The 15,696-nt window shown below is 70.9% G+C and carries 11 protein-coding genes; 6 read left to right on the top strand and 5 right to left on the bottom strand.

Annotated features, from left to right (window positions below; genetic code table 11):
* Window positions 1-2: 2 nt before the first annotated feature.
* Window positions 3-1,499: a nitrate reductase subunit beta gene (gene narH, locus BJ964_RS40945; protein WP_188125682.1), complete on the bottom strand. Its 1,497-nt coding sequence runs from the start codon at window positions 1,497-1,499 to the stop codon at window positions 3-5.
* Window positions 1,499-5,122 carry a nitrate reductase subunit alpha gene (locus BJ964_RS40950; protein ID WP_188125683.1) on the bottom strand — a complete coding sequence of 1,208 codons (3,624 nt, stop codon included), beginning with the start codon at window positions 5,120-5,122 and terminating at the stop codon, window positions 1,499-1,501. Before BJ964_RS40950 ends, narH begins: the two co-directional genes overlap by 1 nt.
* Before the next feature lie 142 nt (window positions 5,123-5,264).
* Here BJ964_RS40950 and BJ964_RS40955 point away from each other — a divergent pair, with 142 nt between their 5' ends.
* From BJ964_RS40955 to BJ964_RS40980, 6 genes are read left to right on the top strand one after another with little or no spacing between them, the layout of a single operon-like run.
* The gene (locus BJ964_RS40955) at window positions 5,265-6,224 is read left to right on the top strand and encodes a LacI family DNA-binding transcriptional regulator (protein ID WP_407650822.1); all 960 of its coding nucleotides are present in this window, start codon (window positions 5,265-5,267) and stop codon (window positions 6,222-6,224) included.
* Between the two features lie 41 nt (window positions 6,225-6,265).
* Window positions 6,266-6,874, top strand: coding sequence for a GNAT family N-acetyltransferase (locus tag BJ964_RS40960; protein ID WP_188125685.1), 609 nt, complete (start codon window positions 6,266-6,268; stop codon window positions 6,872-6,874).
* Between the two features lie 55 nt (window positions 6,875-6,929).
* Window positions 6,930-7,283, top strand: coding sequence for a CU044_2847 family protein (locus BJ964_RS40965; RefSeq protein ID WP_188125686.1), 354 nt, complete (start codon window positions 6,930-6,932; stop codon window positions 7,281-7,283).
* Between the two features lie 4 nt (window positions 7,284-7,287).
* Complete coding sequence (locus tag BJ964_RS40970) at window positions 7,288-9,132, top strand: VMAP-C domain-containing protein (RefSeq protein ID WP_188125687.1); 1,845 nt, start codon at window positions 7,288-7,290, stop codon at window positions 9,130-9,132.
* Window positions 9,133-10,110, top strand: a complete 978-nt coding sequence (locus BJ964_RS40975) for an AAA family ATPase (protein ID WP_188125688.1) — start codon at window positions 9,133-9,135, stop codon at window positions 10,108-10,110.
* Window positions 10,110-13,376 (top strand): SAV_2336 N-terminal domain-related protein, encoded by a 3,267-nt coding sequence (locus BJ964_RS40980; RefSeq protein ID WP_262479422.1) that lies wholly within the window; start codon window positions 10,110-10,112, stop codon window positions 13,374-13,376. The genes BJ964_RS40975 and BJ964_RS40980 overlap by 1 nt, the downstream gene beginning before the upstream one ends.
* 153 nt (window positions 13,377-13,529) lie before the next feature.
* On the opposite strand, the gene BJ964_RS40985 is transcribed toward BJ964_RS40980, so the two are convergent.
* The 3 genes from BJ964_RS40985 to BJ964_RS40995 are packed head-to-tail and all read right to left on the bottom strand — an operon-like array spanning window position 13,530 to window position 15,627.
* Window positions 13,530-14,132, bottom strand: coding sequence for a hypothetical protein (locus BJ964_RS40985; protein ID WP_188125689.1), 603 nt, complete (start codon window positions 14,130-14,132; stop codon window positions 13,530-13,532).
* The gene (locus BJ964_RS40990; RefSeq protein WP_188125690.1) at window positions 14,129-15,001 is read right to left on the bottom strand and encodes an ABC transporter ATP-binding protein; all 873 of its coding nucleotides are present in this window, start codon (window positions 14,999-15,001) and stop codon (window positions 14,129-14,131) included. Before BJ964_RS40990 ends, BJ964_RS40985 begins: the two co-directional genes overlap by 4 nt.
* A gap of 38 nt (window positions 15,002-15,039) precedes the next feature.
* On the bottom strand, window positions 15,040-15,627 hold the full coding sequence (locus tag BJ964_RS40995) for a TetR/AcrR family transcriptional regulator (protein ID WP_188125691.1): 588 nt from the start codon (window positions 15,625-15,627) through the stop codon (window positions 15,040-15,042).
* Window positions 15,628-15,696 lie beyond the last annotated feature (69 nt).

Below are 15,696 nucleotides of genomic sequence, written 5' to 3' on the forward strand. Positions count from 1 at the left end.
GGTCAGGGCCTCCGGGTGCTGAGGATGACCGGCACCGGGCCGCCGCCCATGCCGGGGCCGCCCTCACCGTCGAGGGAGCAGCCGCCGAGGTCCTCCAGGGCGGCCGCGGTCTTGGCGTGGGCGGCCGGGATGACGTACCGCTCGTCGTATTTGGCGATGGCGAGCAGCCGGTACATGGCCTCCACCTGGTCGGCGGTCATGCCGATGCCGTCGAGCAGTTCGTTCGCGACGGTGCCGTCCAGGGTGCGGGCCCGCATGTAGGCGCGCATGGCGGCCAGTTTCATCAGCACTCCCCCGGCCACCGCGGTGTCGCCGGCGGTGAACAGCGAAGCCAGGTATTCGACGGGGATCCGCAGGTCCTCGATGGTGTGGAAGATGTCGTCGGCGTCGGTGTCGTCGCGGCCGGCGGCGCCCGCGGCGTCCAGCACCGGTGACAGCGGCGGCACGTACCAGACCATCGGCAGGGTGCGGTATTCCGGGTGCAGCGGCAGGGCGATCCGGTACTCGCTGATCAGCTTCCAGACCGGGGAGGCCATGGCCGCGTCGATCCACTCCTCGGGGTGGCCGGCCTCGCGGGCGGCCTGCTGCACGGCCGGGTCGAAGGGGTCGAGGAAGACGCCGCGCTGGGCGTCCAGGAGTTCCTCCTCGGGCACGGTCGCCGCGGCGAGGACGGCGTCCTCGTCGTACCAGAGAATGCCGAGGTAGCGGAGGCGGCCGACGCAGGTCTCCGAGCAGATGGTGGGCTGACCGGCCTCGATGCGCGGGAAGCAGAAGGTGCACTTCTCGGCCTTGCCGGTGGCGTGGTTGACGTAGACCTTCTTGTACGGGCACGCCGACACGCACATCCGCCAGCCGCGGCAGCGGTCCTGGTCCACCAGGACGATGCCGTCCTCCTCGCGCTTGTACATGGCGCCGGACGGGCAGGCCGACACGCACGCCGGGTTGAGGCAGTGCTCGCAGATCCGCGGCAGGTGGAACATGAAGGTCTTCTCGAACTCGAACTTGACCTTGTCGGCGAGGCCGCGCAGGTTCGGGTCCTGGTCCATGGTGTCGCCGCCGAGGGAGTCCTCCCAGTTGGCGCCCCACTCGATCGACATGGGTTCGCCGGTCAGCTTGGAGTAGGGCTTCTTCACCGGGGTGTCGGTGAGCCCGCCCGGCGCGCTGACCAGGATGTCCTTGTCGAACGTGGCCGGCTCGTAGTAGTCGTCGATGGTCGGCAGGTCCGGGTTGGCGAAGATCTTTCCCAAGCGAGAAAGACGGCCGCCGGAGCGGAGCACCAGGCGGCCCTTGCCGTCCAGCTTCCAGCCGCCCTTCCAGCGCTCCTGGTCCTCGTAGTGCTTCGGGTAGCCGATGCCCGGCTTGGTCTCGACGTTGTTGAACCAGACGTACTCGGTGCCCTCCCGGTTGGTCCATGTCTGCTTGCACGTGACCGAGCAGGTGTGGCAGCCGATGCACTTGTCCAGGTTCATCACCATGGCGACCTGCGCTCTGATGCGCATCAGTACTCCACCTCCTGCGTGCGGCGGCGGATCACGGTGATCTCGTCGCGCTGGCTGCCGATCGGGCCGTAGTAGTTGAAGGCGTAGGTGAGCTGGGCGTGCCCGCCGGCCAGGTGGGTGGGCTTGACCAGCAGCCGGGTCATCGAGTTGTGGTAGCCGCCGCGCCGCTTCGACTTCTCCGCCAGGGGGACGTTCACCGTGCGCTCCGGCGAGTGGTACTGGAAGACGGTGCCCTCGGGCATCCGGTGGCTGACCACGGCACGGGCCACGACCAGGCCGTTGCGGTTGTGGGCCTCGATCCACTCGTTGTCGCGTACCCCGATCTTGGCGGCGTCCTGGACGCTCATCCAGATGACCGGGCCGCCACGGGACAGGGCCAGCATCAGCTCGTTGTCGTGGTACATCGAGTGGATCGACCACTTGGCGTGCGGGGTCAGGAACCGGACGGTCACTCCCCCGTCGACGGCGTCGCCGGGCTTGCCGAAGTGGCGGGCCATGTTCAGCGGCGGCCGGAAGGCGGGCAGCTGCTCGCCCAGTTCGGCGACCCAGTCGTGCTCGACGAAGAAGTGCTGGCGGCCGGTGATGGTGTGCCACGGCTTGAGCCGCTCGACGTTGATGGTGAACGGCGAGTAGCGGCGGCCACCCTTCTCCGAACCGGACCACTCCGGGCTGGTGAAGACCGGCTGCGGCGCCTCCTGGGTCTCGGAGAAGGTGACCCGGTCGTTCTCGTGACCCTCGATCAGGTCGGTGAACCGCTGGCCGGTGCGCTTCTCCAGTTCCTGGAAGCCGGCGTGCGCGACCCGGCCGTTGGTGGTGCCGGAGAAGGAGAGGATCGCCTCGCACATCCGGTCGGCGGTGGCCAGTGACGGCCGCCCGTCGATCACCCCGTTCTGGTGCTTCAGGTAGTCGACCTCCGGCTTCACGTCGACCGTGATCGCCTTGGTGGTGGTGCCGAGCTTCTCCATGAGCGGGCCGACCGTACGCATCTTCTTGCCGATCAGTGTGTAGTCGCGCTCGATCTCGATCAGCTTCGGCATGGTCTTACCCGGTTGAAGCGAGCACTCGCCGAACTTCCAGTCGCGGACCCGGCCGCTGGGCATGGCCAGCTCGTCCGGGGTGTCGTGCTGCAACGGCGCGGCCAGCACGTCCTTACGCACGCCGAGGTGGGTCACGGCCAGCTCGCTGACCTTGTCGGCCAGGGCCAGGAACGTGTCGTAGTCGGTGTGCGCGTCGGCGGGCGGCTCGACGGCCGGGCTGAACGCGTGCACGAACGGGTGCATGTCGGTGGTGGAGATGTCGTGCTTCTCGTACCAGGTGGCGGCCGGCAGGACCACGTCGGCGTGCAGGCCGGTGTTGGTCATCCGGAAGTCGATCGCGGTGAGCAGGTCGAGCTTGCCGACCGGGGCCTCGTCACGCCAGGTCACGTCGCGGGGCCGGTTCTCCGGGTCGCATTCGGTCGCCGTCTCCAGAGACGAGACGCCGAGCAGGTGGCGCATGAAGTACTCGTTGCCCTTGCCGGACGACCCGAGCAGGTTGGCCCGCCACAGGGTCAGGCAACGGGGGAAGTTCGCCGGGTCGTCCGGGTCCTCCGCGACCGTACCCAAGTCGCCGTTTTGAAGGCTTTTGACAACGTAGTCCTGGACCGACTCACCGGCGGCCGCGGCCGCGTCGGCGATGTCGAGCGGGTTCCGGTTGAAGAACGGGTGACCGGGGCTCCAGCCCATCCGCTGCGCCGCGGCGACCGTGTCGGCGAACGCCATCCCGGCGAACCGCCCGGTGCCCAGCGGCGACGCCAGCTCGTCGGCCGGGACCCGCTCGTAACGCCACTGGTCGGTGTGCAGGTACCAGAACGGGGTGGACGCCTGGTGCCGCATCGGCCGCTGCCAGTCGAAGGCGAAGCTCATGTGCTGCTGGCCGGTGACCGGCCGGGCCTTCTCCTGGCCGACGTAGTGCGCCCAGCCGCCGCCGTTGACACCCTGGCAGCCGGTGAGCGTGACCAGCGAGATGAAGGCGCGGTAGGTCATGTCGGAGTGGAACCACTGGTTGGCGCCGGCCCCGAGGACGATCATCGACCGGCCGCGGCTGCGCTCGGCGTTGCGGGCGAACTCGCGGCCGATCTTGATGGCGAGCCGGGCCGGAACCCCGGTGATCTTCTCCTGCCAGGCGGGGGTGTTCGGCGAGTCGGCGTCGTCGTATCCGGTCGGCCATTCACCGGGCAGATCGCCGCGGCGCACCCCGTACTGGGCCATGACCAGGTCGAACACGGTGGTGACCAGGTGCTCTCCCACCCGCCGGACCGGAACGCCACGGCGGATCGTGGAACCGCCCTCGGTGTCACCGATGTCGAAACGGGCCAGCTCGACCTCGACGGCCTCTTCACTGTCGAGACCGACCGCGGGGACCACGTCCCCGAGGTCGAGGTTCCAGCGGCCCGGCTCGGCGTAGCGGTAGCCGAGCGAGCCGTTCGGTACGACCAGCTCGCCGGTGACCGAGTCGACGAGCACCGTCTTGTGGTCACCATCGGCGTGACCCAGGTCAGTGGCGGTCAGGAAACGGTCGGCCTTCCCATCACGCAAGATCACCAAGAACGGCAGGTCCGTAAATTTCCGGACATAGTCGGTGAAGTAGTCCACCTGCCGGTCGCGGAAGAACTCGGTCAGGACCACGTGGCCCATCGCCATGGCCAGCGCCCCGTCGGTGCCCGGATGCGGCGCCAGCCAGTCGTCGGCGAACTTCACGTTGTCGGCGTAGTCCGGCGACACGGCCACGACCTTGGTGCCCTTGTAGCGGGCCTCGGCCAGGAAGTGCGCGTCCGGCGTACGGGTGACCGGGATGTTGGAACCCCACATCATCAGATACGTGGCGTTCCACCAGTCGCCGGCCTCCGGCACATCGGTCTGGTCGCCCCAGATCTGCGGCGAGGCGATCGGCAGGTCGGCGTACCAGTCGTAGAAGCTCAGCAGGGTGCCGCCGAGCAGCGCGTGATAGCGGGTGCCGGCCGCGAACGACGCCATCGACATCGCCGGGATCGGCGAGAACCCGACCACCCGGTCCGGCCCGAACGTCTTCACCGTGTAGACGTGCGCGGCCGCCATCAGCTCGATCGCCTCGTCCCACGACGCCCGCACGAAACCGCCGCGCCCACGCTGCCCCTTGTAGGCCATCGCCTTCAGCGGCGTCTCCACGATCTCGGCCCACGCGGCCACCGGGTCACCCAGCCGCTGCCGCGCCTCCCGGAACATCTCGGCCAGAACACCACGCAGGTACGGGTGACGCACACGCGACGGCGAGTACTCGTACCAGGAGAAGGACGCCCCACGAGGGCAGCCGCGCGGCTCGTAGTCCGGCGCGTCCGGTCCCGTCGTCGGATAGTCGGTGGCCTGGTGCTCCCAGGTGATCAGCCCGTCCTTGACGAACACGTTCCACGAGCAGGAGCCGGTGCAGTTGACGCCGTGGGTGGAGCGCACCACCTTGTCGTAGCGCCACCGGTCGCGGTAGAACGAGTCCCATTCGTTGCCGTCGACCTGGTGCAGCGTGCGCCCGTGGTCACCGATCGTCTCTCGGGTCAGGAAGCGGCGTGCGCCCAGAAGTGGGCCGGTCCCGGGGTCCAGTGACACGGTCATCGTCCTTTGCGGTGGTTCTGCCCGGCGGTCGCCCGGCACACCCCCACCCTTTCCGACCAAAGCCCGAATAGCCTGAGCCGCCGGTCCCGCAACGGTCGGGACCAAGGTCCCGGACTCGCGGGACCCGGGACCCGGGTGTTCAATGGCGGGCATGACGAGCCCGGATCTCGCCGAGGTGGCCCGCCGCGCCGGCGTCTCGGCCGCGACCGCCTCCCGGGTGCTGTCCGGCCGCGGCCCCGCCTCCACGGCCAGCCGGGACGCGGTGCGCCGGGCCGCCGCCGAACTCGGGTACGTGCCGCACCCGGTGGCCCGCCGCCTGGCCCGGGGCGCCGGCACCCGGATCCTGTTCGCCGTCCGGGACCGGCGGGCCGGCATCGTGCACGACCCGTACGTCGCCCGGGCCGCCGCCGCGATGGCCGCCGCCGTCGACCCGGACGGTCTCGGCGTCACCCTGCGCCGGCTGCCGCTGGCCGCGACCGCCGCGCTGGAGACGATCGCCGCCGACCGCAGCGTCGCCGCCGTGGTGCTCGCCGGCCACGACCGGGACCTGCTCGACCATCTGCCGGCCGGGTTGCGCGGCCGGACGGCGGCCATCGGCGCGGGCGGCGCGGACGTGGACAGCGCGGCCGGGATCGGCGCCCTGCTGCGCCACCTGCACGACACCGGGCGGCGGCGGATCGCCCTGGTCAGCGGTCCGCCGTGGCTGGCCGCGTCCGCGGCGCCGCTGCGCGCCTACACCGAACTGACCCGGGCCGCGGGGCTGCCGTCGCGGGTGGTGGCCGGGGACTTCACCGCCGAACGGGGCCGGGCCGCCGCCGCCACGGTGCTGCGCCGCTGGCCGGACACCGACGCGATCGCCACGGTCAGCGACGCCACCGCCCTCGGGGTGCTGCTGGGGCTGGCCGCGGCCGGGATCCGCGTGCCGCAGGACGTCGCGGTCACCGGGTTCGACGACATTCCGCTCGTTTCCGCGTACCCCGGCTTGTCGACCGCCACCCACCCGGTCGAGCCGATCGCTCAGGCCGCGGCCCGCGCGGCTCTCGGCGCTCCCGCGCCGGAACGTCTCTTCCCCAGCCGCCCGGTCCTGCGGGCCACCGCCTGAGACTTGCGGTGGAAGCGTTTGCACCGGTTAGCGTCGACGGCGTGCCAGAGATCCGCCCCTACCGGCCCGGCGACCGCCGCGCCCTCCACGACATCTGTGTCCGCACCGCCGACGCAGGCCTCGACGCCCGCGGCCACTACTCGACCGACGACCTGATGGGCGACCTGTTCGCCGCGCCCTACGCCCATCTGGAACCGCACCTGGCCTTCGTCGTCGACGACGGCGGGGAGGCGGTCGGCTACGTGGTCGGCACGTCGGACACCGCCCGGTTCGCGGAGCGTTACCGCGACGAGTGGATCCCGCTGACCGGCGACCGCTACCCGGTGCCGCCGCCCCCGCCGCGCAGCCCCGAGCAGGACATGCACTGGCTGCACCACCACCCGGAACGGATGCTGGTGGCCGGCCTCGACGGCTTTCCCGCCCACCTGCACATCGACCTGCTGCCGCCCTATCAAGGGCGCGGGCTCGGCCGCCGTCTGATCACCACCTTCATCGGTACGGTCGACGCGCCCGGTGTCCACGTCGGCATGGTGACCGCGAACGTGAAGGCGCGCGGCTTCTACGACCGGCTCGGATTCACCGTCCTCCCGGTCCCGGATCCCGGCCCGCTCACCTATCTCGGACTGTCCATCCGGCAACACGCGCGATAGCGTGGTCCGACCGTTCCAATGTGATCACTGCGTGTGAGGCTCGATGAGTAGACCCGTGCAGATTCAGTTGCCGACCGGTGAGGTCGTCTGGGCGCGGCTCGACACCGCGGGCTCCGGGCCGTCCGACGTGTCGTCGGTCAACAAGGTGCTCCAGGTCGATGTGGACGAATTCCGCAACACGATCCGCGGTGTCACGCACAGCCTGCGGGCCGCCATCGACGACCTGGTGCCGGACCAGGTGCAGATCGAATTCGGTCTGGAGCTGGCCGTGAAGACCGGCAAGATCACCAGCATGCTGGCCGAGGCGGGCGGCAAGGCCACCGTCAAGGTGGCTCTCACCTGGGCCGGGAAGTCCCCCGCCGAGGCCGTCGTCACTCCCCTGCCCACGGCGGACGGCGAGGACGGCTGAATCGTTGACCGACGCGCGGACCGAGCTGCGGAAACTCGCCGAGCGATGCCTGGTCCACATCACCGGTCCGGCGGTCGCCGGATCCGGGGTGTGGATCGCGCCCGGCGTGCTGCTCACCTGCGCCCACGTGGTCCCGGACGGTACCGGCAGCCCGGTCACGATGACCTGGGACGGGCAGTCGCTGTCCGGCACGGTTACCGAGCACACGCCGAACACGTCGTTCGACGACGTGTGGACCTTCCCCGACCTGGCGATCGTCACGGTCACGGACCCGCCGGCCCATCCGTGCGCCTGGCTCAGCGACGACGAACCGTCCGAAGGCGCCGACGTCGTGGCGCTCGGCCACTCCGACGAGCTGGACGGCGTGCTGCGGCCATCGGTCAAGGACGGGCAGGTCCGCGGCTACCACCAGGTCGAGACCGGACGGCTGTGGCTGTTCAAGGCCAACGAGGTGCGATCCGGCATGTCCGGCGGACCGGTGCTGGACCTGGCCACCGGCGCGATCTGCGCCATCGTGAAATCGACCATGCGAGAGGACGCCGACCGCGGCGGCTATCTGATCCCGTTGCGCGGGCTGCGCGACCTGGACCGGCTGTCCCGGCTGCGCCTGGTCGCCGCCACCGACCGGTTCCACCGGCAGGACCTGCGCTGGGCCGCGGTCCGGTCCCGCCTGACGGCCACCACACCGCACACGCTGTCGCCCCGCGAGACGGCGAAACTGTTCGGGCTGCTCGCCGAGTTCCCGGCCGGTGACGAACCGGAGCTGCGCCGCCTCTACGCCGACTGCGCCAGCACCGGGCGGCCACCGGAACACCCGCCGGGCACCCTGCGCGACGTGGCGCTCGCCCTGCTCGACAGCGGCGGCCCCGGAGCGACCGACGGTGTCGTACCGCTGCTGAAGCTCAGCCACCGCCTCGCCGGAACCGGCGCCGCACCGCACGAGGCCGGACTGCGCGAATGGGCCGACGACTTCGCCACCCGGCACGGCCGGGCCGCCGAGCTCATCGCCATCCGGGAGGCGGCCCCGGCGCACCCGGCGGCCGGGATCGTCACCGTCGAGATCGCGCCCGGGCTCAACGACCCGGACCGGTACCGGCTGCGGATCACCGTGACCGGCGGTGCCGGCGACCGGCGGGTCACCTACGCCGACGACGATCCGGCGCACACCCTCGACGAGATGCGGGCGCTGGTCCCGGTAAAGCTCGGCGTCGCCCTCAGCGGAGTGCCGGACGACAGCGTGATCGAGTTCGCCGTACCGTACGAGCTGTTCGACGAGCCGTTCGAGGACCTGCCGACCGACTCGTTCACCGATCTGGGGTGCACGTACCGGGTGGTGCTGCGCGACCTGGACCGGCAGATCGACCCAGCCGTCCGGGACCGGTGGAACCTGCGCTGGAAACACCTCGACAGCGGCGCTGGGCGGACCCGCTGGGCGGGCTGCGTGGAAGACCTGACCCAGAAACAGTTCGCGGCCGAGCTGCGGCTCGCCCCGGAGATCGCGGCCGTCCTGCTGACCCGGCGGCCCTCCGCCCACCCCACGCTCGCCGGGATGACCGAGGTCGCGCTGCGGCTCGGTGTGCCGGTCCTGGCCTGGACCCGCGACCCGTGCGCCGGCCACGAACGGGGCGACTGTTCCGGCCACCGCTTCCGGGAGGCGTTCAGCGGCCCGGCCGCGACCGCCCTCGCCGACGTGAGCCTGCCCGCCCTCGTACAGCGGCTGCGCCTCACCTCGGAGCTGCGCGACGCCGGGCCGGACGCCGACGCGTGCCGCGGTGTGGTGCTGCTCTGGGACCGGCCGCCCACACCGGCCGCGCCGCTGATGAGCCCCGCGATGACAGGACGGCAGTAGATGATACAGCAGATCTTCCGCGGTGACGGCGGCAGCCACGAGTGGGAGCTGCCCGAGCCCCCGCCGTGGCGACGTTTCGCCGGGGAGCCACTCGACACCGCGCCCTACGACGACGACTGGGCGGTGAGCCACCCGAACGAGGTGGAGCGGGCGCGGGCGTACCGGCCGGGTAGCCGCGAGGTGGAGATCGTCGACCTTGCGATCCTGCTTCGCCGCCCGATCCTGATCACCGGGCGGCCCGGAACCGGCAAGTCGACACTCGCCTACGCCATCGCCCACGAGCTGGGGCTCGGGCCGGTGCTGCGCTGGCCGATCACCAGCCGCACCACGTTGCAGGACGGCCTCTACCGGTACGACGCGATCGGCCGCCTCCAGGACGCCAACCTGCCGCCGGAGGAGCGCCCGGCCGCCGGAATCGGCCAGTACATCCAGCTCGGCCCGCTCGGCACCGCCCTGCTCCCGACCCGGCTGCCCCGGGTGCTGCTGATCGACGAGATCGACAAGAGCGACATCGACCTGCCCAACGACCTGCTCACCATTCTGGAGGAGGGCGAGTTCCCGATCCCCGAGCTCCAGAGGGTCGCCGACCGGGTCGCCTCGGTGCCGGTCGGCGTGGACCGCAGCACCCGCACCGCGCCGGTGCACGGTGGCACAGTCCGGTGCAGCACCTTCCCGATCGTGCTGATGACCAGCAACGGCGAACGCGACTTCCCGCCCGCCTTCCTGCGCCGGTGCCTCCAGCTGGACATCCCGGACCCGGCGCCGGAGCAGCTCGCCGCCATCGTCGAGGCCCACCTCGGCGCGGAGGTGCTGGCCGCCGCCCAGGGTCTCATCGACGACTTCCTGAAGCGCCGCTCGACCGGTGAGATGGCCACCGACCAGCTGCTCAACGCCATCTTCGCGGTGATGAGCAACGGCACGGCCGACCGCGACGAGCTGGCCGCCCTGGTCATGCGACACCTCGGAACGCCGGGCTGATGTCGGTCGCCGGGCTGATCGAGACCCTCCAGCGGGCGGGCCTGTCCCCGACCGGCCGGGAGGTTGCCGAGGCTCTGTGGCTGGCCCGTCATCTCCACGTCGCCCCGACCACCCCGTCGCCCGCGCCTTCGCGGCCCGCCGACGCGCCACCCACCGATCTCGCCGAGCCGTCGCCGGCGCTCTCACCATCTGCCGAGTCGGTGCCGATCGCGGTTCCGAGCCCGGCAGCGGGGGCCGAACCGGTGCCCGCCTTCCCGGTGCGCAGCCCGGCGCCGCCCGGACTGCCCGATCCGCGCGGGCTGCAACGTGCGCTGCGGCCGCTGCGCCGCCGGGTTCCGTCACCGCGACGGCGGGTGCTCGACGAGGCGGCCACGGCCCGGTTCATCGCCGGCAGCGGGGTGTGGGCGCCGATCCTCGCGCCCGCCGCGGAACGCCGGTTCGAGGCGGTCCTGGCGGTCGACACGTCACCGTCGATGGCGGTGTGGCGGCAACTCGAAGCGGATCTGGCCCGGCTGCTGAGCCGCTCGGGGGCGTTCCGGGATGTGCGGCTCTGCCGCCTGGACGGGTCCGCCGAAACCCTCACCGTGCGGACCGGGCGCTCCGGCGTGTTGCGGCCGGCCCAGCTGATCGACGGCGCCCGGCGGCGGATCTTCCTGCTGCTCACCGACGCGGTCGGGGCGCGGTGGCACGACGGGAGCGCGGCCCGGGAGATCGCCGGGTGGGCGCGGACCGGGCCGATGGCGGTGCTCCAGCCGCTGCCGGAGCAACTGTGGTCACGTACCGGGTTGCCCGGACGGGCCGCCCGGGTCACGGTCACCGGAACCGGCGTCGCCAACGAGGCCTGGTCCGTGCGTTATCGGCGGGCGGCTCCGGAGGCCGGGGTTGCGGTGCCGGTGCTCGGCCTGACGGCGGGCGCGTGGCGGTCCTGGATCCGGGTCGTCGCGGGTCGGGCGGACGGCGTCCCCCTCGCGATCGCGACGCTGGCGCCGGCTCAGCCGTCCGTTCCGGCCTGGGAGGACGAACCGTCCGGCGAGCCGGTCGAGGGCTTCCGGGCCTCCGCGTCTCCCGCCGCGTACCAACTGGCCGTCTGCCTGTCGGCGGTCCCGCTGACCCTGGACACGATGCGCCTGGTCCAGCACGCGGTGGTCGGCGCCCCACCGTCCGCCCTGGCCGAGGTCCTCCTCGGTGGCCTGCTGATCCGCACCGGCGACGAGTCCTTCGAGTTCATCGAGGACGCTCGCGAGCGCCTCCTCGACGAACTGCGCCGCTCCGAGGCCACCCGGATCGTCCGGGTGATGTCGTCCTACCTGGCCGAGCACGCCGGAACGGCCGGCCCGTCCTTTCCAGCGCTCCTCCCCGACGTCTCCGGCTACCTCCAAGTCCCAGCAGAGACCTTCGCCTGGCTCCCCACAAGCGTGGTTCAACGCCTCGGCCTGCGACCACGTCAGTCAATCCTCGAGCCGGAAGACGGGTCTTCACCAGGTGATCGGGCGACGTCACCCCACTCGCCTCACCAGGCTCAGGCCCCAGCCTCTCCGTCATTCCCGCGGCCGGGCCAGACGCCCGCAGAGGCGGAGTCGCCCGCATTCCTGCAGAATCTGTCTCTGGAGGCGTTGATCGAGCAGGCCGGGGCGGCGCATCGTGCGTTGTTGCGGGATCTGACCGTGTTCGAGCTGCCAGTGCCGGAGCCGGTGGCCGCCCTGCTGGCCGAACGTGTCGGGGGCTCGGCGACCCGGTTGTGGGGGTTGGGTCTACTCGACGTCTCCCCCGACGCTTACGACCCGCAACAGCCGGCGCTGGCGGTCAACGCGCTGGCCGCCGGGCGTATCGATCCGCTCAATGCCGCCGAGATCGCCGATCTGGCCCGGCTGGTGGCCGAGCCGCTGTATGCCTCCTGGGGCGGCGCCGAGAAAATCAGCCGGGATCCCGGATTGGATCTGCAGTTGACCCGGCTCGCCTTGCACGCCGACACCCCACGGATCGTCGCCGACTGCGCTACCGGTGCCATGGAGGCGCTGTGGTCCGGCCCCGCTGTCGATGCGTTTCGGCTGGGCCAGGAGGCCATCGCCCTGCTCGACCGGCATCAGGTGCCGCTGTCGTTGCTGCTTCTGCGGCGGGTCGCCGGCGCCGCGCAAACCAGTGGGGACGGTGACGCTGCCGGGCAGTTGTACGGTCGGGCGAGTCGGCAGGCGCAAACCGACGACCCCGACCAGATCGACCCCCTCGATCGGGCACATGTCAGCGCCGAGCACGCCACCTATTTGATCGGCCGTGGTGACCTGCCGCAGGCTGAACGACTGCTTCGGCAAGCCCACGACCTGTTCACCTCCGCCGGATCCGACGACGAAGCCGCCGCCTGCCAAGGGATCATCGCCGACATCTTCGTCCTGCGTGGTGACTACGACGAGGCCCTGCGCATACGCCGCGAAGTCGAGTTGCCGGTTTACCAACGGCTCGGCGACACCCGCTCGGCTGCCCTCACCTGGGGCAGCATCGCCGACATCCTCCACCAGCGCGGCGAATACGACGAGGCCCTGCGCATCCACAACGAGCAAACGCTGCCGGTGTACCAACGGCTCGGCGACACCCGCTCGGCTGCCCTCACCTGGGGCAACATCGCCGACATCCTCCACCAGCGCGGCGAATACGACGAGGCCCTGCGCATCCACAACGAGCAAACGCTGCCGGTGTACCAACGGCTCGGCGACACCCGCTCGGCTGCCCTCACCTGGGGCAGGATCGCCGACATCCTCCACCAGCGCGGCGAATACGACGAGGCCCTGCGCATACGCCGCGGAATGCAGCTGCCGGTGTACGAACGACTCGGCGACACCCGGTCAGCTGCGATCACCTGGGACAACATCGCCGACATCCTCTACCGGCGCGGCGAATACGACGAAGCTCTCCAGATACGCCAAGAGAAGGTGCTGCCGGTCAATGAGAGGCACAACGACCTGGACGGCATCGCCAACACCACCTTGGGTATCGCGCAGATACAACTACAACAACAGGACTTCTCCTCAGCGTTGCCCAACCTGCTCAAGGCATTCGAGATCCTCGAACGCCTGCAACGGCCCGATGGAATCGCTGTCGTTGGCGTCACCCTTGGCGAGCTTCTGGCTGCCATTGGGGAACCAGACAGCGCCCGGAAAGTGTGGGAGAAGAGCCTCGCGGCGGCAACCAAGATCGGGTTCACAGATCTCATCGAGCGGATCAGTGCACTGTTACGGAACATCGACTCCGAGCCCCGCCCGGTAGACGGCTGATCGCGGACATCAGACAGGCCACTGCGGCCTTGACCCGGAAGACGGCCGCTGGAACCAGCGGAGGCGGTCGTCGTGTGGTTGAGGGCGGCGTCGCGCGTACCGGAAGGAAAGATCACGGTGGGTGAGCGGCGGCACCCACCGTGACCAGGCGGGTCAGTCGCCGGAGAGGTCTCGGCGGATGGACCAGGCGGCGATCGGCAGGGAGCCGGCCGTCCAGATGGAGACCCAGAGCAGGCCGCGGGTGGAGCCGCTGGCGGCGGCCAGGAAGGCGCTGAAGATCATGTCGCCTTCGAGCTGGTAGAGGATGCCTTCGATGAAGAGCAACCAGCCCAGCCAGCCGGCGATGAGCCACAGCGGTTTGCGGACGACGGTCGCGTTGGCCACGCCGAAGATCGCGAGCAGTGGGGCGACGACGAGGGTGGCGAGGTAACGGTCCACTTTGCCGGTGGCGAGGACGCCGATGCCGCTGATCGCGACCAGCGCCACGCCGAGGAGCACCGCCACCGCGGCCTGTGCGGCGAGCACCTTGAGGCGGTTGGGCTGGCCGAGGAAGAGCAGCATGGCGGTGCGGTGCTGGTAGTGCTGGCAGGTGACCATGATGGCGATGCCGAAGGTGCCGATGCCGGCCATCAGGGCCCAGAACTCGTCGCTCAGGTAGCCGGAGCACGCGGCGATGAAGGCGAAGCCGAGCAGGGCGAGGACGGAGGCGCGGACGGTGGCGGTGCGGTAGAGCTCGCTGCGCAGTACGGCGATCATCGGGCCTCCGCCACGCTCAGGAAGACGTCTTCGAGGTGCTGGGTCTCGGCGACGAGTTCGTAGATCGGGATCCGCTGTTCGAGGGCGATGTCGCCGGCCTGTTCGGGGCTGAGGCCGGCCACGTAGAGGGCCTGGCGTTCGGTGGTGACCGTGGCGCCGGCCTGCTCGTACGCCGTGGCGAGCCGTTCGTGGTCGCCGCCGCGTACGCGCAGCTGGGTGCCGGCGCGCAGTTCGTCGAGGGGGCCGGCGCGCAGCACGCGGCCCTCGCCGATGATGACCACGTCGTCGACGAGGAGTTCCAGTTCGCTGAGCAGGTGGCTGGAGATGAGCACGGTGCCGCCGGCGTACGCGTGGTCGCGCAGCAGCCCGCGCAGCCAGGCCATGCCGGGCGGGTCGAGGCCGTTGGCCGGTTCGTCGAGGATCAGCACGGACGGTTCGCCGAGCAGGGCGGTCGCCACGGAGAGGCGCTGGCGCATGCCGAGTGAGTACTCGCCGGAGCGTTTGCCGCCCGCGTCCTCGAGGCCGACGTACTCGAGCAGGGCCGTCGCCCGTTCCCGGGAGGCGCCGCTGAGTTTGGCCTGGGTCATCATGTGGGCGTAGCCGGTCTGGCCGGGGTGGCTCAGTCCCTGTTCGAGGACGGCGCCGACCTGCCGCAGTGGGTTCTTCAGGTCCCGGTAGCGGCTGCCGTTGATCAGGGCCTGGCCGCGGGTGGGCCTGGTGAGGCCGAGCAGCATCCGCAGCGTGGTGCTCTTGCCGGAGCCGTTGAGCCCGAGCAGGCCGGTCACCCGGCCCGGGGCGGCGGTGAACGTCACGTCGCGGACGGCGTCCACCCGGCCGTAGGTCTTCGTCAACTCACGGGTTTCGATCATCGCGAAGATTATTAAGGACCGTGTCAAGTCACCTAGCGTCACGAATCGGTAACGACTGCTTTCAGGAAGGCGTCGACGATGTCGTCCAGGGTGGGCAGGGCGCTCTGCGTGCCGGGGATCCGCGCGATCGTCGTGGTGTCACGGATGGCGGCCAGCGCGAGCAGCAGCGCCTCCCGGAAGCCGGGGGTGCGAGCGTAGCCGGGCAGGGCCTGCTCCGCGACCCCGACGATCCGGCGGGTGACGGCGGTGAGCGTCGCGGCGGTCATGGCGGCCGTGCCGGGATGCGTCCGGGCGAGCACCAGCAGCTCGGCGACCACGGCCAGCACCGGTGACGAGTAGCTGTCCCACATCCGGCGCAGCAGCAGCTCGGCACGCTGCCGCTCGGTGGCGCCCTCGACCGGCCGGGACGCGTCATCGAGCAGCCGCGTGGCGAGCCGGTTGATGGCCCCGTCGATGAGTGCCGTCTTGGTCGGGAAGTAGTGCTGTTGCAGGCCCTGACTGACCCCGGCGCGCTGGGCGACGCCGCGCGTGGTGGTGGCCGCGAACCCGACCGTGGCCAGGCTCTCCAGGGTGGCGTCGAGGAGCGCCTCGACGGCCTGCTCGCGGCGCTCGGCCCGGGATGCCATACCGGGATCCTAGCTTTTCAAGTCACGTGACTTGGTTTAGCCTCCCGGGCAGACCCGTCGAGGAGGAAC

The sequence above is a fragment of the Actinoplanes lobatus genome, from assembly GCF_014205215.1.
Taxonomy (GTDB): Bacteria; Actinomycetota; Actinomycetes; order Mycobacteriales; family Micromonosporaceae; genus Actinoplanes; species Actinoplanes lobatus.

Bases quoted from the DNA above. Each gene is read 5' to 3' on its own strand.
- BJ964_RS40985 (WP_188125689.1), bottom strand. From the start codon at position 14,132: ATGATCGCCGTACTGCGCAGCGAGCTCTACCGCACCGCCACCGTCCGC.
- BJ964_RS40995 (WP_188125691.1), bottom strand. From the start codon at position 15,627: ATGGCATCCCGGGCCGAGCGCCGCGAGCAGGCCGTCGAGGCGCTCCTC.
- BJ964_RS40955 (WP_407650822.1), top strand. From the start codon at position 5,265: ATGGCGGGCATGACGAGCCCGGATCTCGCCGAGGTGGCCCGCCGCGCC.
- BJ964_RS40950 (WP_188125683.1), bottom strand. From the start codon at position 5,122: ATGACCGTGTCACTGGACCCCGGGACCGGCCCACTTCTGGGCGCACGC.
- BJ964_RS40990 (WP_188125690.1), bottom strand. From the start codon at position 15,001: ATGATCGAAACCCGTGAGTTGACGAAGACCTACGGCCGGGTGGACGCC.
- narH (WP_188125682.1), bottom strand. From the start codon at position 1,499: ATGCGCATCAGAGCGCAGGTCGCCATGGTGATGAACCTGGACAAGTGC.
- BJ964_RS40975 (WP_188125688.1), top strand. From the start codon at position 9,133: ATGATACAGCAGATCTTCCGCGGTGACGGCGGCAGCCACGAGTGGGAG.
- BJ964_RS40980 (WP_262479422.1), top strand. From the start codon at position 10,110: ATGTCGGTCGCCGGGCTGATCGAGACCCTCCAGCGGGCGGGCCTGTCC.